This window comes from Piscinibacter gummiphilus, assembly GCF_002116905.1.
Classification (GTDB): Bacteria; Pseudomonadota; Gammaproteobacteria; order Burkholderiales; family Burkholderiaceae_C; genus Rhizobacter; species Rhizobacter gummiphilus.
In genome coordinates, this window is sequence record NZ_CP015118.1 from 4375288 (window position 1) to 4392901 (window position 17614).

Annotated in this window: 20 protein-coding genes and 1 riboswitch; of the genes, 19 read left to right on the top strand and 1 reads right to left on the bottom strand. The window is 71.3% G+C overall.

Annotation, left to right across the window (positions count from 1 at the left end; translation table 11 throughout):
* Nucleotides 1-12 precede the first annotated feature (12 nt).
* From A4W93_RS19825 to A4W93_RS19835, 3 genes are all read left to right on the top strand, one after another.
* The gene (locus tag A4W93_RS19825) at nucleotides 13-267 is read left to right on the top strand and encodes a hypothetical protein (protein ID WP_085752249.1); all 255 of its coding nucleotides are present in this window, start codon (nucleotides 13-15) and stop codon (nucleotides 265-267) included.
* A 58-nt stretch (nucleotides 268-325) separates the two neighbouring features.
* Complete coding sequence (locus A4W93_RS19830) at nucleotides 326-610, top strand: hypothetical protein (protein ID WP_085752250.1); 285 nt, start codon at nucleotides 326-328, stop codon at nucleotides 608-610.
* A 124-nt stretch (nucleotides 611-734) separates the two neighbouring features.
* Complete coding sequence (locus A4W93_RS19835) at nucleotides 735-1547, top strand: YdcF family protein (RefSeq protein WP_085752251.1); 813 nt, start codon at nucleotides 735-737, stop codon at nucleotides 1545-1547.
* Nucleotides 1548-1735: 188 nt separating this feature from the next.
* On the opposite strand, the gene A4W93_RS19840 is transcribed toward A4W93_RS19835, so the two are convergent.
* A complete protein-coding gene (locus tag A4W93_RS19840; RefSeq protein WP_085752252.1) occupies nucleotides 1736-3349 on the bottom strand; it encodes a UbiD family decarboxylase domain-containing protein in 1614 nt (537 codons plus the stop codon).
* 308 nt (nucleotides 3350-3657) lie between these two features.
* On the opposite strand from A4W93_RS19840, the gene A4W93_RS19845 reads away from it, so the two are divergent.
* The 16 genes from A4W93_RS19845 (at nucleotide 3658) to ybgC (ending at nucleotide 17579) form a co-directional block, all read left to right on the top strand.
* The gene (locus tag A4W93_RS19845) at nucleotides 3658-4551 is read left to right on the top strand and encodes a lytic transglycosylase domain-containing protein (protein ID WP_085752253.1); all 894 of its coding nucleotides are present in this window, start codon (nucleotides 3658-3660) and stop codon (nucleotides 4549-4551) included.
* Between the two features lie 38 nt (nucleotides 4552-4589).
* Nucleotides 4590-4721, top strand: a riboswitch (ZMP/ZTP riboswitch).
* A gap of 84 nt (nucleotides 4722-4805) precedes the next feature.
* Nucleotides 4806-6056 (top strand): serine hydroxymethyltransferase, encoded by a 1251-nt coding sequence (gene glyA / locus A4W93_RS19850; RefSeq protein ID WP_085752254.1) that lies wholly within the window; start codon nucleotides 4806-4808, stop codon nucleotides 6054-6056.
* 58 nt (nucleotides 6057-6114) lie between these two features.
* Complete coding sequence (gene nrdR, locus A4W93_RS19855; RefSeq protein WP_085752255.1) at nucleotides 6115-6558, top strand: transcriptional regulator NrdR; 444 nt, start codon at nucleotides 6115-6117, stop codon at nucleotides 6556-6558.
* Between the two features lie 89 nt (nucleotides 6559-6647).
* On the top strand, nucleotides 6648-7184 hold the full coding sequence (locus A4W93_RS19860) for a GspH/FimT family pseudopilin (protein WP_085754247.1): 537 nt from the start codon (nucleotides 6648-6650) through the stop codon (nucleotides 7182-7184).
* On the top strand, nucleotides 7171-7614 hold the full coding sequence (locus tag A4W93_RS19865) for a type IV pilin protein (RefSeq protein WP_085754248.1): 444 nt from the start codon (nucleotides 7171-7173) through the stop codon (nucleotides 7612-7614). Before A4W93_RS19860 ends, A4W93_RS19865 begins: the two co-directional genes overlap by 14 nt.
* Nucleotides 7614-8306 (top strand): prepilin-type N-terminal cleavage/methylation domain-containing protein, encoded by a 693-nt coding sequence (locus A4W93_RS19870; RefSeq protein WP_085752256.1) that lies wholly within the window; start codon nucleotides 7614-7616, stop codon nucleotides 8304-8306. Before A4W93_RS19865 ends, A4W93_RS19870 begins: the two co-directional genes overlap by 1 nt.
* Nucleotides 8303-9529: a hypothetical protein gene (locus tag A4W93_RS29775; RefSeq protein ID WP_099959942.1), complete on the top strand. Its 1227-nt coding sequence runs from the start codon at nucleotides 8303-8305 to the stop codon at nucleotides 9527-9529. Before A4W93_RS19870 ends, A4W93_RS29775 begins: the two co-directional genes overlap by 4 nt.
* Nucleotides 9526-10689, top strand: coding sequence for a PilV family protein (locus tag A4W93_RS19875; RefSeq protein ID WP_085752257.1), 1164 nt, complete (start codon nucleotides 9526-9528; stop codon nucleotides 10687-10689). Before A4W93_RS29775 ends, A4W93_RS19875 begins: the two co-directional genes overlap by 4 nt.
* A gap of 50 nt (nucleotides 10690-10739) precedes the next feature.
* Complete coding sequence (ribD, locus tag A4W93_RS19880; protein WP_085754249.1) at nucleotides 10740-11807, top strand: bifunctional diaminohydroxyphosphoribosylaminopyrimidine deaminase/5-amino-6-(5-phosphoribosylamino)uracil reductase RibD; 1068 nt, start codon at nucleotides 10740-10742, stop codon at nucleotides 11805-11807.
* A 22-nt stretch (nucleotides 11808-11829) separates the two neighbouring features.
* Complete coding sequence (locus A4W93_RS19885; RefSeq protein WP_085752258.1) at nucleotides 11830-12456, top strand: riboflavin synthase; 627 nt, start codon at nucleotides 11830-11832, stop codon at nucleotides 12454-12456.
* 136 nt (nucleotides 12457-12592) lie between these two features.
* The gene (ribBA, locus tag A4W93_RS19890) at nucleotides 12593-13684 is read left to right on the top strand and encodes a bifunctional 3,4-dihydroxy-2-butanone-4-phosphate synthase/GTP cyclohydrolase II (RefSeq protein ID WP_085752259.1); all 1092 of its coding nucleotides are present in this window, start codon (nucleotides 12593-12595) and stop codon (nucleotides 13682-13684) included.
* A 43-nt stretch (nucleotides 13685-13727) separates the two neighbouring features.
* A complete protein-coding gene (gene ribH / locus A4W93_RS19895) occupies nucleotides 13728-14192 on the top strand; it encodes a 6,7-dimethyl-8-ribityllumazine synthase (RefSeq protein WP_085752260.1) in 465 nt (154 codons plus the stop codon).
* Nucleotides 14189-14686 carry a transcription antitermination factor NusB gene (nusB, locus tag A4W93_RS19900; RefSeq protein WP_085752261.1) on the top strand — a complete coding sequence of 166 codons (498 nt, stop codon included), beginning with the start codon at nucleotides 14189-14191 and terminating at the stop codon, nucleotides 14684-14686. Before ribH ends, nusB begins: the two co-directional genes overlap by 4 nt.
* Before the next feature lie 262 nt (nucleotides 14687-14948).
* Nucleotides 14949-16733 carry a serine/threonine-protein kinase gene (locus A4W93_RS30635; RefSeq protein ID WP_085752262.1) on the top strand — a complete coding sequence of 595 codons (1785 nt, stop codon included), beginning with the start codon at nucleotides 14949-14951 and terminating at the stop codon, nucleotides 16731-16733.
* Nucleotides 16730-17122 carry a TssQ family T6SS-associated lipoprotein gene (locus tag A4W93_RS19910; RefSeq protein ID WP_169726565.1) on the top strand — a complete coding sequence of 131 codons (393 nt, stop codon included), beginning with the start codon at nucleotides 16730-16732 and terminating at the stop codon, nucleotides 17120-17122. Before A4W93_RS30635 ends, A4W93_RS19910 begins: the two co-directional genes overlap by 4 nt.
* Nucleotides 17123-17162: 40 nt before the next feature.
* A complete protein-coding gene (gene ybgC, locus A4W93_RS19915) occupies nucleotides 17163-17579 on the top strand; it encodes a tol-pal system-associated acyl-CoA thioesterase (RefSeq protein ID WP_085752263.1) in 417 nt (138 codons plus the stop codon).
* Nucleotides 17580-17614: the final 35 nt, after the last annotated feature.

Below are 17614 nucleotides of genomic sequence, written 5' to 3' on the forward strand. Positions count from 1 at the left end.
AGGAGACAAACCATGCATTTCGACGAACGAACCGAAGGCGACTACCGCATCTACGCAGGCGCCGTGGAGGGCCCCTGTGGCGACGGCTACATCGCCGCGGTGGTGGTCAGCCGCATGACCGGGCCGAACGGCTCCGGCCCCGTCGCCTACCGCGACGACAGCATCGCGTGCGGCCACCGCTGGCCGTCACCGGAAGCCGCGCTGACCCACGCCCTCGCGCGCGCCCGCGAAGTCATCTATCGCGAACGCCACCGCCTCGCCTGCTGAGAGGGTTCCGGGGGACAATGCCGACTTTCCGAAGACGCCCGCACCACGCCCCACCGCCATGATCGTCCGCATCGACATCGAACAGACCGAGACCGCCGCCTTCGCCTACCGCGTCAGCTACGAGGCCGAGACGCTCTATGACGACGAAGACCTGCCGTCCTTCGGCGAGGCCCTGGTCGCGGCCATCGAGGGGCTGGCCCCCGACGTCGTCGGCGTCGAACTGGCCTATGGCGGCGTGGTCTCGGGCACTTACCCGCTCGACGTCGTCGCCGCGAACCTGAGCCAGGTCGCCACGCACGCGGTGAACACCACGGCCGCCATCTTCGAAGCGCGCTCGCGCTGACACTTGGTCACCGGGCCGCCGCGCGGCCCGGCAATAAATCACGCCCGGCGCCCCGGGCAGTGACCCCGGCGTGGCCCACAATCCGCATCCGGAACGTGCCCCCCACCCCGAAGAAAGCCACCGCATGAACGGCCTGCTGACCCTGCTCGGCATCGAGTCCTGGAAACCCATCGCCGGCGCACTGCTGCTGCCACCGGTGCCGCTGCTCCTGCTGGTCCTGATCGGCGCGCGGCTGATCCTGCCCCGCCGCGGCCTCGGGTGGTTCGTCGTCATCGTGAGCGTGATCGGGCTCTGGCTCGGCTCCTGCGTGGGCACGGCCCAGTTGCTGACCACCGTCGCGCTGAAGCCGCCGAAGCCGCTGTCCCTCTCCGACATCGCCGAACTCAAGGACGAGGCCCGCGCACGCAAGCCCGTCGCCATCGTGGTCCTGGGCGGCGGCGCCGAGGCCCTCGCCCCCGAGTACGGCGTGGCCAACCTGAAGCCCTGGTCCCTCGAGCGGCTGCGCTACGGCGTGTGGCTGAACCGCGAGACGGGCATCCCGATGGCCATGAGCGGCGGCGTGGGCTGGGGCGCCCTCCCCGACAGCCAGACCGAAGCCCAGATCGGCGCCCGCATCGCCTCCCAGGAATTCGGCCGCCCGCTGAAGTGGATCGAGGACACCTCCCGCGACACCCGCGAAAACGCGCTGCGCACCGTGGCCCTGCTGCGCGCCGACCAGATCAACCACATCGTCCTCGTCACCCACGGCACCCACATGCCCCGCGCCGTGAAACTCTTCGAAGCCGCCGCCGGCGGGAACATCCGCATCCAGCCCGCCCCCATGGGCCTGGCAAAGTCCAACCGCGCGCCCTGGCTCGACTGGGTCCCGTCGTCCCAAGGCTTCCTGCAAGTGAACGCCGTCCTCCACGAGTTCGCCGCCAGCATCACCGGCGCATGAAAGAGACGCAACCGGGGCGAGCGAGCGAAGCGACTTGGGAGGGCCAAAATGATGCCCCTCCCGACCAGAACGGTGGGAGGGGCGGACGGCTGACGCCGTCATTTCGGGGCTCCGGAGGAATGGAGTCCGGGGCTCCTGTGCGCAGAGACTGCGACTTGGGTTGCACCTGCGTGGCAGGTGACTAGAAGTTAGGCGCTGGCGCCCCGGCTTGCAAGGTCGCCGTCTCTATGGATAACCCCGCCTCGGTTCGAAGGTTTCATCACGGCGTCGAACAGATGCGCTACACGCGCCTCCACGTCCGCGTCCATCGCGATGGTGCGCCCCCATTCGCGCGCCGTCTCGCCCGGCCACTTGTTCGTGGCGTCCAGCCCCATCTTGCCGCCGAGGCCGCTCACTGGTGACGCGAAGTCCAGGTAGTCGATGGGCGTGTGCTCCACCAGCGTGGTGTCGCGCACCGGGTCCATGCGGGTGGTGATCGCCCAGATCACCTCCTGCCAGCTGCGGATGTCCACGTCGTCGTCCGTCACCACGATGAACTTCGTGTACATGAACTGGCGCAGGAAGCTCCACACGCCGAACATCAGGCGCTTCGCATGGCCGGGGTAGCTCTTGCGGATGCTGATGATCGCCATCCGGTAGCTGCAGCCCTCGGGCGGCAGGTAGAAGTCGGTGATCTCGGGAAACTGCTTCTGCAGGATGGGCACGAACACCTCGTTCAGCGCCACGCCCAGCACGGCGGGTTCGTCCGGCGGCTTGCCCGTGTAGGTGGAGTGGTAGATGGGGTCGTGCCGGCGCGTGAGGCGCGTGACCTCGAACACCGGGAACCAGTCCTGCTCGTTGTAGTAGCCGGTGTGGTCGCCGAACGGGCCCTCCAGGGCGTGCAGGTAGCCGCCGATCTCCTTCATCGGCACGCCGCGTTCGCTCACGCCGGTCCAGCCCGGCTCGGCCGGGGGAATGTGCCCCTCGAGCACGATCTCGGCCGAAGCCGGGGCCTGCAGCATCGTGCCGGCCTCGCCCACGCCGGTGTCGACCACCTCGGTGCGTCCGCCGCGCAGCAGGCCGGCGAACTGGTATTCGGAGAGCGTGTCGGGCACCGGGGTCACGGCACCGAGGATGGTGGCCGGGTCCGCCCCGAGCGCCACGGCGATGGGGAACGGCTGCCCCGGGTTCACGCGGGCGAAGTCGCGGAAGTCGAGCGCGCCGCCCCGGTGGGCGAGCCAGCGCATGATCACCTGGCGGCGGCCGATCACCTGCTGGCGGTAGATGCCGAGGTTCTGGCGGCGCCGGGGGTTCGCGACCGACTGCGGACCGCGCGTGATCACCAGGCCCCACGTGATCAGGGGGCCCGCATCGCCCGGCCAGCACGTCTGCACCGGCAGTTCGTCCAGGTCCACCTCGCTGCCCTGGAGCACCTCCTCCTGGCACGGCGCCTTGCGCACGGAGGCGGGCTTCATGTCCCACAGCGCCTTGGCCATCTGCAGCAGGCGGCCGGTGTCCTTCAGGCCGCGCGGCGGTTCGGGTTCCTTGAGGCTCGCGAGCACCCGGCCCACGTCCCGGAGTTCCGTCAGGTCCTTGGCGCCCATGCCCCGGGCCACCCGCCCTGTCGTTCCGAACAGGTTCGTCAAGGCCGAAATTTTGTAACCCGTCGGGTTCTGGAACCAGAGCGCCGGGCCCCCGGCCCGCAACACCTTGTCACTGACCGCTGTCATTTCAAGCCGCGTGGATACAGGGTCCGCAATCCGACGAAGTTCGCCGTCCCGCTCCAGACCCGCCATGAAGTCACGCAAATCGCGGTATTTCATGCTTTTGAGTTATGAGAGATGGTTTTCATATTCTTGACTCATTAGAAATCGTCTTCCTAGAATCCGCGCACTCTGACACAGATCAGGGATTACCCGTGCCCCAGTTCGTTGACGTGAACGAGGGGCACTCACTGAGAAGAAGCCGCATTGGCGCGGGGTCCGGCACCGTTCGGACCGAGCCCGGGGCGATGCGGCAGATTATCGCTGTCCCCCTTGCGCGAGGGGTCCCTACCTGGGGCCATGCGCGGGATGATGGCGATGAGGACAGGAGTGACATGAAGACCATTCGTCAACGAACCGCCCCCGTCATGGGTGCGGCTCAATCCGTCGCACGGGGCACCCAGGTGTTCCTGCGCGACGTGGGCCACGGCCTGCTGGAAGTCAGCCACAACACCTTCGCGCTCGTCGGCTTCGCCCTGGTGGCGCTGCTGGTGTTCGCCGCCGGACGCGCCGACCTGCGCGCCTCGTTCGAATCCCAGGCACTCGGCTGGCTGCAGGCCCGCCACGAGGCCCGCACCGAAGGCACCATCGAGGCGCTCGCCGCCTTCAACGAACCCGACGCCATCCTGCGTGCCACCGCGGCCGACCTGAAGGACCTCACGAAGCAGCAGGCCGCCGTGGCGGTCTGGATCTCGCGCCGCTACAAGGTCGCGCCCGAACCCGTGAGCCGCCTCGTGAAGGAGGCCTGGACCGTCGGTGCGAAGACCAACCTCGAGCCCACGCTGATCCTGGCCATCATGGCCATCGAGTCGAGCTTCAACCCGTTCGCCCAGAGCCCGGTGGGCGCCCAGGGCCTGATGCAGGTCATGACCCGCGTCCACGACGACAAGTACGAACCGTTCGGCGGCAACCACGCCGCGTTCGACCCGGTGACGAACCTGCGTGTCGGCGTGCGCGTGCTGAAGGAATGCATCGCCCGCGCCGGAAGCATCGAAGGCGGCCTGCGCTTCTACGTGGGCGCGGCCAACCTCGCCGACGACGGCGGCTACGCCTGGAAGGTGCTGGCCGAGCAGGCCCACCTGCGCGCCATCTCCGGTGGCGGCCACGTGCCGGTCAACGCCCCGCTGGGCTCGCCGCCGCCGGTCACGGCCGTGGCCAACGACCCGGTCGAGGCGCCCGCCGCCGAACCGGCCGCCGATGCCGTCGTGCGCACGAGCGCCTCGCACGCCCCGGTGGGCGACAAGGTCGCCCTGCTGAACTGACCCGCGGTTTGGCGCCAGGGGCGCCTCGCGGTACACTCCGTCACCTGCGCAACTGGCGATGGGGCGTCACGAACCGAGCGTTCGCGAGCCTGAGGTGGTGAACCACCGGGAAGCGCAGGCGGCAGGGGCAACAGCCCCCGTCGTTTCAGCCGTTCGCCTGGGCAGCCCTGTGATCGTTTGCCAACGAGGTTCCACCGCGAACCCTTCGGCAGGTGTTCCACCCGGGACTTCTTTTCCAAGAGGACTGCCACACCATGTTCGACCGTTCCCAATCCACCATCGCTTCCGTCGATCCCGAACTCTGGGCCGTCATCCAGAACGAGAACCAGCGCCAGGAAGACCACATCGAGCTGATCGCGTCCGAGAACTACGCGTCGCCGGCCGTCATGGCCGCGCAGGGCACGCAGCTCACGAACAAGTACGCCGAGGGCTACCCCGGCAAGCGCTACTACGGTGGCTGCGAGTACGTGGACATCGCCGAACAGCTCGCCATCGACCGCCTGAAGCAGATCTACGGCGCCGGCTTCGCCAACGTGCAGCCGAACTCGGGCTCGCAGGCCAACCAGGGCGTGTTCTTCGGCCTGCTGCAGCCGGGCGACACCATCATGGGCATGAGCCTCGCCGAAGGCGGCCACCTGACCCACGGCATGCAGCTCAACATGAGCGGCAAGTGGTTCAAGGTCGTCAGCTACGGCCTCGACGCCAACGAAGCCATCGACTACGACGCGATGGAACGCCTGGCCCACGAGCACAAGCCCAAGCTGATCATCGCCGGCGCCTCGGCCTACAGCCTGCGCATCGACTTCGAACGTTTCGCCAAGGTGGCCAAGGCCGTCGGCGCGTACTTCATGGTCGACATGGCCCACTACGCCGGCCTGATCGCCGCGGGCGTGTACCCGAACCCGGTGCCGTTCGCCGACGTCGTCACGTCCACCACGCACAAGAGCCTGCGCGGCCCGCGCGGTGGCGTCATCCTGACGAACAACGAAGACATCGCGAAGAAGATCAACAGCGCGATCTTCCCCGGCATCCAGGGCGGCCCGCTGATGCACGTCATCGCCGCGAAGGCCGTGGCCTTCAAGGAAGCCCTGTCGCCCGAGTTCAAGGCCTACCAGCAGCAGGTCGTGAAGAACGCCGCCGTGCTGGCCGAGACGCTGGTGCAGCGCGGCCTGCGGATCGTCAGCGGCCGCACGGAAAGCCACGTGATGCTGGTCGACCTGCGCCCGAAGAACCTGACGGGCAAGGAAGCCGAGGCCATCCTGGGCCTGGCCCACATGACCTGCAACAAGAACGGCATCCCGAACGACCCGCAGAAGCCGATGATCACCAGCGGCATCCGCCTGGGTTCGCCGGCGTTCACCACGCGGGGCTTCAAGGAAGAACAGGCGCGGGCCACCGCCAACCTGATCGCCGACGTGCTCGACAACCCGCACGACGAAGCCAACCTGGCCGCCGTGCGCGCCAAGGTCGCGGCACTGACGCGCGACTTCCCGGTCTACCGCTGACCTGTCCACGACCGGCGCGCGTTCGCGCGCGCCGGTCGTCCGCACCCGCCCCGCCACGATGCGTTGCCCCTTCTGCAGCCACGAGGAAACCCAGGTCGTCGAGACGCGCGAGTCCGACGAGGGCGACGTCGTGCGCCGACGCCGCCGGTGCCAGAGCTGCGACAAGCGCTTCACCACGTACGAACGCGCCGAGATCGCGATGCCCCACGTCGTCAAGAAGGACGGCACGCGGGCGGAGTTCGATCCCTCGAAGATCCGCGCCTCGATGAGCCTCGCGCTGCGCAAGCGGCCGGTGAGCGTCGAGCAGATCGACGCGGCGATGGAACGCATCCAGGACAAGCTGCTCAACAGCGGCACGAAGGAAGTCCCGTCCACGCGCCTCGGCGAATACGTCATGCGCGAGCTCAAGCGCATCGACAAGGTCGCATACGTCCGCTTCGCCTCGGTCTACCGCAGCTTCGAGGACGTCGACGAGTTCAGGCAACTGATCCGCGACATCTGAACCTCGCCTCCGCACCCCCTGTGCACGTCACGGGTTAGGACCCGGCCGCCTCGGCCGGTGCATCGCGGGCGGTTCCTACAGTGGAGGGCATGCCCTTCCACGCCCTCTCTCCGTCCCACCCGCGCGGCTTCACGCTCGTCGAGGCCCTCATGGTGCTGGCCCTGCTGGCGGTGCTTGCGCTGCTCGCAGGGCCGCCGCTGCAGTCCCTGGTCGACCGCTGGCGCCTCGACGCCGCCGCCACCGCCCTCGCCCACGACCTGCAGTTCGCGCGCTCCGAAGCCGTGGTGCGCAACGAGCCGGTCCGCCTGTCCGTGCTGTCCGACGGGGCGCTCGGCACGTGCTACCTCGTGCACACCGGCCCGGCCTCCGCGTGTTCATGCAGCGCCCGTTGCACGGGTGAAGCTTCGTGGCTGCGCCAGGTCGACCTGCCGGCCTCGCGGCGGCTCACGCTGCAGGCCCCGGCCACGTCGCTCCACTTCGACCCGCAGCTGGGCACCTGCACGCCCGCGGGCACCTTCCAGCTGAGCAGCCCGTCGGGCGCCGCGGTGAACCAGATCGTCAGCGTCATGGGCCGCGTGCGCTCGTGTTCGCCGGGCGGCACGGTGGCGGGCCATGCGGCGTGCTGACGTGCGGGCCCGCGGCTTCACGCTGGTCGAGGTCCTGGTGGTGCTGGTCATCGTCGCCGTGCTCGCGCTGTTCGCCTGGCCGGCCTTCCACACCCACTGGCTGCGGGCACGCCGCGTCGACGGGCATCTGGCGCTCATGCAGCTGCAGCAGCACCAGGCCCGCTGGCGCAGCGACCACCCCGGCTACGCCACCGCGGCCGAACTGGACGCGCCGGCCACGTCGCCCGAGGGCCACTACCGCCTGAGCGTGCTCGACCCGGACGCGGCCGGCTACCTGCTGCGGGCCGAGGCACAGGGCGGCCAGCGGGCCGACACGGGCTGTGCCGTGCTGGTGCTCCGCCTGGAACAGGCCCACACGTCCCTGCGGTCGCACACCGCGGCCGGGACGGAAAACCTCGAGCCCGCCAACCGCCGGTGCTGGAGCCGGTGATGTGGCGCCCTCCGCTCTCACGCCGGCACCAGCACGGCCTGTCCCTCGCCGAGCTGATGGTGGGCCTGGCCCTCGGCCTGTTCGTCGCCGCCGTCGCGCTGGCCGCCCTCGTCCAGCAGGCCCGGGACACCCGCCGCCTGCTCCTCGAAGACCGCCTCGACCAGGACCTCCACGCCACCGCCCACCTCATGGCCCGCCATCTGCGCCGCGCCGGGTACTGGGCCCACGCGGCACGGGACGGCGTCTGGCGCCCCGGCGCCCCGGACCCGGCGGCCAATCCCCACGGCCTCACCGAGGGGTCACCCGACACGCTGCGGTTCACCTACTCGAGTCCCGGCCACCCGCCCGACGACGCCAACACCGTCGCCAGCCACGAGCAGTTCGGCTTCCGCCTGCGCCAGAACGTGCTCGACATCGAACTCGGCAACGGCCGCTGGCAGCCGCTCACCGACCCGTCGCGGCTGCACGTCACCGCACTGCACATCGCCCCCCGCGCGCAGGAGCGCCCGTTCGGCGCGGTGTGCCCCCGGCCGTGCCCCGGCGACGACCCCGCCTGCCCGCCCCGGGTCCGCACGCTGGGGTTCGACGTGGCCATCGAGGCCACGCTGCCCCAGCCCGGCTCGCCGGTGCGGCGCGCGGCCGGGCATGTCCGGCTTCGGAACGACCAGCGCGTGGGGGCCTGCCCGCCATGACCGCCGCGCGCATTCGCGGCGGTGCCGCACTCTCCGTCGTGCTCACGGTGGCCGGCGTGCTCCTGCTGCTGGCCGGTGTCGTGCACGGCCATCTGCTCACCAGCCGGCGCCTCGCGGCCAACCAGCAGCGCGCCGCCATCGCGGCCGAGGCCGCCGACGCCGGCATCGACTGGCTGCTCGGCCGGCTGAACGCGGGCACGCCGGTCGACACCGCCTGCCGGCCCGAACCGGGCAGCACGGGCCCCACGTTCCGCGAGACGTTCGCGGGCGACCCCGGTGACGACGGTGCCTGGAGCCCGTCAGCCCACTCCGCCGCCTGCGCGATCCGCGAGGCCGGGTGGACATGCCGCTGCACCACGTCCGGCGCCACACCTCCGCATGCCGCCCCGCCGCCCCACGCCGCGTTTTCGGTGCGGCTGGACACGGACACCCCGTCCGACGTGATGCGCCTCACCGCCACCGGCTGCAGCGGCTGGGCCTCCGACTGCGGCGGCCCCGAGGGTGCCGGGGCCGACGCGCGGGCCCATGCGGTCGTTTCGGTGGGCCACCTCCCGGCACTGGCCCACCCACCGGCCGCCGCGCTGACCGTCCACGGCCGCCTCGACCTGGGCGACGCGGCCTGGTCCGTCGCCGCCGGCGTCCGGCCCGGCACGCTGGCCGTGCGCACGGGCGGGGCCCTGAACGCCGGCCGCCTGGACGTCCAGGGCCCTCCGGGCGCGCCGCGGTCGTCGCTGCTGTCCGCGGCCGACCCGTCGCTGCAGGCCACCGCGCCTGCCGCGGCCTTCGCGCGCCAGTTCCACATGGACCCGGCCGGCTGGCGCGCCCTGCCCGCCGTGCGCGAGGTCCCGTGCAGCACCCCGTGCGACACGGCACTGCACACGATGCTCGGCCCCCGGGTGCACCACCCGATGCTGTGGCTCGCGGGCGGGCTGCACCTCGCGGCGCCCTCCACGCTCGGCACCCCGGAGCGCCCGGTGCTGCTGGTGGTCGACGGGCCCGTGCACCTCGCCGCCGAGGTGCACGTCCACGGGCTCGTGTGGGCCCGGTCGCCCCGATGGGACTCGCCCGGATCGGCCGAGATCACCGGCGCCGTCGTGGCCGAAGGTGACCTCGCGGGCAGCGGCACCACGCGGGTCCGCCACGACCTGCCCACGCTGCAGGCCCTGCATCACCGCACCGGCACCTTCGTGCGGATCCCCGGCAGCTGGAGGGACTTCGAATGAGAGGTCGGAAGGGCAGCTCCCGCGGCATCGCCCTGCTCGAAGCGCTGGTGGCGTTCGCGCTGCTGTCGCTCGCGCTGTTCGCCACACTGCACCAGCAGGCCCGGGCCCATGCCGACGCCGGCGAGCTGCACGAGCGCCAGCAGGCCGTGCAACTCGCGCGCGACACCCTCGAACGCCTGCGCGCCTTCACCGCCCCGGTCACCGAAGCCGGGCTGGACGGGTTCGATGCCATCGGCCCGTCGACCCGCGTGGTGGACACCGCCGCCACGCGGTTCACCGTGCACACCGCCTTCGCGGCCGATGCCGACGCCCCGATGAAACTCGGCGCCGTCGAGGTTCGCTGGTCCGACCGCCAGGGTGCGCCGCGCCAGGTGTTCGTTCCCACCGCGATCGACAGCGCCCTGCCACTGCATGCCGCGCTGCTGGTGCACCGCGCATTCCCCGGCCCCGTGGCCGGGCCGCACGGGCGCCACGCCGCCATCCCGGAGGGCGCCCGCGAGGCCGGGGCAGGCCATCACCTCTGGTCACCGGGCTCGGCGCCGGGTCACCCGGACGGCCTCGCGTTCCTGGTCGATGGCCTCACCGGCGACATCGTGGCCGCCTGCGCCACCACCCCGCCGCCCGACCGCGCCCCCACCGGCTGCGAGCCGTTCCAGGGACGATGGCTCACCGGCCACGTGCGCTTCTCCGCGACGGCCCCGCCCGACCCGCGCACGCCGGGCGACCCGCCGCGCCCGTTCGAGGTGGCCCTCACGCTGGATGCGCCCGCGGCCCCGGCCACCTGCTCGGTCGAATCCATCGCCATCGCACCCGACACCGCCGACTCACCCGCGGAACGGTTCGCCCGGTACACCTGCGTCGTGCCCCTGCCCGCGCATGGCGCCGGCTGGTCGGGTCGACTCGAGGTGGTTCCCTCGGGCTGGCGCCTCGGCCTGCACCGCGACCACCAACGCGTGTGCCGCTACACCGCCGACCTCGACGGCAGCGGTGCCATCGACCGCAACGAGGAGCACCCGGCCACGTACACGGACGTCACCATCTCCCTCGTGCAGCAGAACTTCCTCGTGGTGCGCGGCGACCAGGACTGCCCGGCCGGACCACCCGGTCCCCACGCCCCTCACAATGTCGGCTTGGCCGACACCGTTCCGCACCAGCCGTGACCCTTCCCAGCCCGTCCTTTCCCGACCCGTCCCCCGCCGACCAGGCGGCGATGCGGCAGGCCCTCGCGCTCGCGCGCCAGGCCATCGCGCTCACCGAACCGAACCCCCGCGTCGGCTGTGTCATCACCGACGCGGCCGGCCGGGTGCTGGGCCAGGGTCACACGCAGCAGGCCGGCGGCCCCCATGCCGAGGTGATGGCGCTGCGCGACGCCGCGGCACGGGGCGAAGACGTGCGCGGGGCCACCGCGTACGTGACGCTGGAGCCCTGCTCGCACCACGGCCGCACGCCACCCTGCTGCGACGCCCTGGTGGCCGCGGGCCTCGGCCGCGTCGTCGCGGCCATCGAGGACCCGAACGTGCTCGTCTCCGGCCAGGGCCATGCGCGCCTGCGCGCAGCGGGCATCCGGGTGGACGTGGGCCTCGGGGGCGACGAGTCCCGGGAACTCAACATCGGCTTCTTCTCGCGCATGCAGCGCGGCCGACCGTGGGTGCGGCTGAAGGCGGCGGTGTCCCTCGACGGGCGCTCGGCCCTCGAGAACGGCGTCAGCCAGTGGATCACCGGCGAAGCGGCCCGCACCGACGGCCACGCCTGGCGCCGCCGCGCGGGCGCCGTGCTCACCGGCGTGGGCACCGTGCGCGACGACAACCCGCGCCTCGACGTGCGCCTGGTCGACACGCCCCGCCAGCCGCTGCGCGTGGTCCTCGATTCGCAGCTGGCCACACCACCCGAGGCCCGCATCCTCGACGCCCCGGGCTCCGTGCTGATCGTCGCCGCCCGCGCCGATGCCGCCCGGGCCGATGCGCTGCGCGCCCGCGGCGCCGAGATCGTCGAGGCCCCGGCCCCCGACGGCCGCGTCGACCTGCCCACCGTGCTGCGCCTGCTGGGCGAGCGCGGCATCAACGAACTGCACGTCGAGGCGGGGCGCACGCTGAGCGGCGCCTTCGCGCAGCAGCGCCTCGTCGACGAATACCTCGTCTACCTCGCCCCGAAACTCCTGGGCCGGGGGCGCGACCTCGCCACCTTTGGCCCGCTGACCGACCTGGGCGACGCCGTGACGCTACAGTTCCACGACGTCGAGCGTGTCGGCACCGACCTGCGCGTGCTGGCCCGCCCCTGACCCACCTTCACGACCCACCACCATGTTCACAGGCATCATCACCGGCCTCGGCCGCATCACCGCCGTCGAGGCCCTCGGCGCGGACCCGTCCCACGGCAAGCGGCTGACGATCGAGACCCCCGCGGCCTACCTCGACGACGTGCAGCTCGGCGACAGCATCGCGCTGAACGGCGCCTGCATGACGGTCACCACCTTCGACCCCGCGGTCCGCCGCTTCACCATCGACATCTCCGCCGAAAGCCTCGACAAGACCGCCGGCCTCGCCACCGAAGGCCCCGTCAACCTCGAGAAGGCCCTGCGTCCCAGCGACCGCCTGGGCGGCCACCTGGTCAGCGGCCACGTCGACGGCGTCGGCACCGTCACCCATTTCGCCCCGGTGGGCGAATCGTGGGAACTGCGCATCGAAGCCCCGACCGACCTCGCCCGCTACCTCGTCTACAAGGGCTCCATCACCGTCAACGGCGTGAGCCTCACCGTGAACCGCACCGAAGACCGTGCCACCGGCTGCGAGTTCAGCATCAACCTGATCCCCCACACGCTGGAACACACCACGCTGGGCCAGCTGGAGGCGGGCAGCCGGGTGAACCTCGAGATCGACCAGATCGCGCGATACACCGAACGGATCCTCTCGCTGCGCACGGTGGGCTGACCCACCACCGGTCACCCGGCGAACGCCGGGGTCCACCGTCCCCATGGCGCGCCCCACCGGCAGTGGATCCCGGCGCCCGTCGGGATGACGGGTTGTGAGGAAGCGGCGTTGAAGGCCCTCCGGCTAAAATCCCGGGATGCCGATTTCACCCATCCCTGAACTGGTCGCCGAACTGGCCGCCGGCCGCATGGTCATCCTCGTCGACGAGGAAGACCGCGAGAACGAGGGCGACCTCGTGCTGGCCGCCGACCACGTGACGCCCGAGGCCATCAACTTCATGGCCCGCTTCGGCCGCGGCCTGATCTGCCTCACGCTCCCGCGCGAGCGCTGCGAGCGGCTCCAGCTGCCGCCCATGACCCGGCGCAACGGCACGCAGCACGGCACCGCGTTCACGGTCTCGATCGAGGCCGCCACCGGGGTGACCACCGGCATCTCCGCCGCCGACCGCGCCCGCACCGTGCAGGCCGCCGTCGCGAAGGACGCGCAGGCGTCCGACCTGGTGCAGCCCGGCCACATCTTCCCGCTGCAGGCGCAGGACGGCGGCGTGCTCATGCGCGCCGGCCACACCGAAGCCGGCTGCGACCTCGCCGGCATGGCCGGCCTGAGCCCCACCTCCGTGATCTGCGAGATCATGAAGGACGACGGCACCATGGCCCGCCTGCCCGACCTCGAGGTCTTCGCGAAGGAACACGGCCTCAAGATCGGCACCATCGCCGACCTGATCGGCTACCGCAGCCGCAACGAATCGCTCATCGAGCGGCTCGGCCAGCGGGTCATGCACACCGCCCAGGGCGACTTCACCTGCACCACGTTCCGCGACCGCACCGGCGGCGTGCACCTCGCGCTGAGCCACGGCCCGGTCGACTCGGGCGACGAGGTGCTCGTGCGCGTGCACGAACCGCTCTCGGTGCTCGACCTGCTCGACGCCGGCGCCTGCGGCCACTCGTGGCCGCTGCCGAAGGCCCTCGCCGCGCTGCAGGCCTCGGGCCGCGGCGTCGCGGTGCTGCTCAACTGCGGCGACGATGCGAAGTCGCTGCTGTCGCGCCTCCAGGTCGAGGAGACCCCGGCCGCGCCGCGCGGCCAGATGGACCTGCGCATCTACGGCGTCGGCGCCCAGATCCTCCGCGAACTCGGCGTCTCGCGCATGAAGCTCCTCGGCAGCCCGCGCCGCATGCCGAGCATGACCGGCTTCGGCCTCGAGGTGACCGGCTTCGTCGCGGCCGAGTGACCTGACGTGATCCCCGCACCCCTTTTTCCCGAGGACCCCACCCATGCAAGCTGCTGACAAGGGCCAGGCCACCGATCTGGATGGAACCGACCTGCGCATCGGCATCGTGCAGGCCCGCTTCAACGAGAAGCTCACGCAACAGCTCGCCACGTCGTGCATCGACGAACTGGTGGCGCTGGGCGTGTCGGCCAAGCACATCAAGCACGTGACCGTGCCCGGCGCCCTCGAAGTGCCCATCGCGCTCAACGCGATGGCCGAGAGCGGCCGGTTCGACGCCCTCGTCGCCCTCGGCTGCATCATCCGCGGCGAGACCTACCACTTCGAACTCGTGGCCAACGAGAGCGGCGCCGGCGTGACCCGCATCGCCCTCGACCACGAGCTGCCCATCGCCAACGCGATCCTGACCGTCGAGAACGAGGAACAGGCGTGGGCACGCGCCGAAGAAAAAGGGCGCGACGCCGCCCGTGTGGCCGTGGAAATGGCCAATCTGCTGGAAGACCTTTCGTGACCGACACCCCGAAGAAGAAACCCGCCGCCCGCGGCACCCCGAAGGCCGCCGCGCCGAAGTCGGCCCGCCGCCGCTCGCGCGAGGTGGCCCTGCAAGGCCTCTATGAATGGCTGATCTCGGGCACCGAGGCCGCCGTGATCGACGCCCACATGCGCGAGCAGGAGGGCTTCGAGAAGTGCGACCCCGCCCACTTCGAGGCGCTGCTGCACGGCTGCATCGCCGAAGCCGCGGACCTCGACGGCGTGCTCAAGCGCCACGTCGACCGCCAGACGAATCTGCTGTCCCCCATCGAGCACGGCGTGCTGATGATCGGTGCGTACGAACTCAAGCACTGCATCGACATCCCGTACAAGGTCGCCATCAACGAGGCCGTGGAGCTCGCCAAGAGCTTCGGCGGCACCGACGGCCACAAGTACGTGAACGGCGTGCTCGACAAGGCCGCCGTGGACCTGCGTGCCGTCGAAGTCGAAGCCTTCAAGGCCTCGAGGCGCTGACCCGGAAACCACGCTGCTGTCGCGAACCAGTCCAGGCGCCTCCCGAGGCCCCTGGACTTTTTTGTCCCAGGCCTCTGCGAGGCCGCTGGACTTTTTTCACACCCCTCCGTGGGGCAGGCGCATCGAAGTCCTTGCAGGTCGTCGTGTTTCGTGTCGGTGTGTTACGAAATCAACGAAGCCGGTGCTTTTTGGTGCCATGGCCCGGGCACATTGCACTAAGCTCGGTTCGTGGTGGTCGCTGGACCACGCCCTTTGCACTTCCATGTCTGGACCCGAGCCCGAACCGTCCCTGCCAGCCCCTGCCGACGCGACATCCGCCCCGGACTCCGCGCCGTGGAGCGACACGGACCTGGGTCTGTCCGCCACGCCGGCCGCGCGCACCTACGCCAGCCCCAACGGCGACCCTGAAAGCCAACCCGGCACCCAGCCCGCGAAGGCCGTCGTCGCCACCGACCAGCTCTCCACCATCGGCCACATCGGCCGCTACGCCCTCAAGTACCAGATCGGCGAGGGTGGCCTCGGCCGCGTCTACGCCGCGCACGACCCGCTGCTGTCGCGCCTCATCGCCATCAAGACGCTGAACCTCGAGATCTCGGCCGACGAGCGCGATTCGTTCAACGCCCTGTTCCTCAACGAGGCCCGCGCCGCCGGCGGCCTGAGCCACCCGCACATCGTCACGGTGTTCGACGCCGGCGTCAGCGAGCAGGGCCCGTACATCGCGATGGAACTGCTGCGCGGCCGTGACCTGCGCCAGCTGCGCCTCGAAGGCTGGCGGCCCACGCCCACGCAGGCCGCACTCGTGATCCGCCGCGTCGCCGACGCCCTCGCCTACGCCCACTCGAAGGGTGTGGTGCACCGGGACATCAAGCCCGCCAACATCTTCATGGTCGGGCGCACGCAGCCGCGCGTGCTCGACTTCGGCATCGCCCGCGTCGCGCACCAGCACGATGCGCAGGGCGACGGCGACCTGGTCGGCGGCTCGCCGTACTACATGTCGCCCGAGCAGATCCGCGGCGACACCGTCGACCGCCGCACCGACGTCTTCTCGCTCGGCGTGGTGCTGTACGAACTGCTGACCGACGTGCGCCCGTTCCGCGGCAGCACGCTGTCCGAGATCACCGGTTCGGTGCTCGAGTACGAACCGCCGGCCGCGCACGAGGTGGACGCCACCGTGCCGAAGGCACTCTCCGAGATCGCTGCCCGCGCCATGCAGAAGAACCGCGACGACCGGTTCAGCTCGGCCCGGTCGCTGTCCCGCGAACTGCGCCACTGGCTCGAGGAACATCCCCAGCAGGATGCCGAGGCCCCCGAAGCCCCCGCCGCCGCGTCGAAACGTCGCCTGGCCTGGGCCGCCGCCGGGGTCGCGGGCCTCGCCATCGCGGGCGCGGCCTGGTGGTCCTTCACCTCGCACGGCACCGGGGCCGAGGCCCTGCAGGCCGCGTTGCCCACCGCGTCCGCCGCGCAGCCCGCGCCGGCCGAAGCGCCGCCGCCCGCCGAGCCCGCACCGGCCCCCGTGGCCGCCGAGCAGGTCGCCGCCGCCGAGCCCGCTTCCGCGGTGCCACCGCTGCCCGATCCGGCGCCGGCCGCCGGCCCGGCCCCCGCCGCCCCGAACCTCGTGGCCGCCAACACCGCGGTCCCCGCCACGCCCGCGGCCGAAACGCCGCTGCCCACGGTCAAGCTCACACCTCCGGCGCCCGCCACCCCGGCCGTGAAGCCCCCGGCGGCCGACGTCGCCCAGGCCAAGCCCGCCAAGCCGCCGAAGGAAACCGCCAAGGAGCGCCGCGCCCGCGAGGCCCGCGAACGCGCCGAAAAGGCCGCCACGCCGGCCGTGGCCGCCACCGGCACCGTGCGCATCGCCGTCAGCCCGTGGGGCAACGTCGAGGTGGATGGCCGCTCGGTCGGTACCGCCCCGCCGCTCAACGAACTCAACCTGCCCGAAGGCCGCCACACCGTGGTGATCCGCAACGACGAATTCCCGCCGTTCACGGCCACCGTCAACGTGGTCTCGGGCCAACCCGTCAACGTGAAACACCGATTCGGATCATGACCAAGACCCTGCTGCTGTCGCTCTCCACCGCGGTGCTCATGCTCGCCGCGGGCTGCGCGCAACCGCCGCAGGCCCCGGTCGGCCTGCTCGACGTGACGGCCCGCCCGGCCGAGAAGGCCCTGCTGGCGGGCATCCGCACGTACGAGGACGGCCAGTACGCCGAGTCCGAGAAGCAGCTCAACGCCGCGCTGCAGGCCGGGCTCGTGTCCGCGAAGGACATGGCGGCCGCGCAGAAGTACCTCGCGTTCATCTACTGCACCAGCAACCGCGTGCCGCTGTGCGAGAACGCCTTCCGCGAAGCCCGCAAGGCCGATCCGGCCTTCGCGCTGAGCCGCTCCGAGCAGGGCCACCCGTCCTGGGGCCCGGTCTACAAGCGGGTCTTGCCATAATCCGCGGTCGGGACGGCATCATGCCGACCGCACCGCACCCATGACCCCAGACTCCACCTTCGCGCACACCCTGCGCATCTACTGGGAAGACACCGACGCCGGCGGCGTCGTCTTCTACGCCAACTACCTGAAGTTCTTCGAACGCGCCCGCACCGAGTGGCTGCGCGCCCGCGGCTTCGAGCAGGAAACCCTGCGCGCGAACCAGCGCGTGATGTTCGTGGTGGCCGACACCCGCGTGCGCTACCTGCGCCCCGCCCGGCTCGACGACCAGCTGCGGGTCACCGTCGAGGTGCGCGAGGCCGGCCGTGCGTCGATGGACATCGCCCAGGTGGCCTGGCGCGGCGGCGAGCGCCTGGCCGAAGGCGAGATCCGCATCGGCTGCGTCGATACCGACAGTTTCAAACCCCGCCGCATTCCCGCCGAGTTGCTGGAGGGTCTGGCCGTGGGACCGCGATAATCGGACCTTTTCCACGGAACCCGCGCCACGCCCCC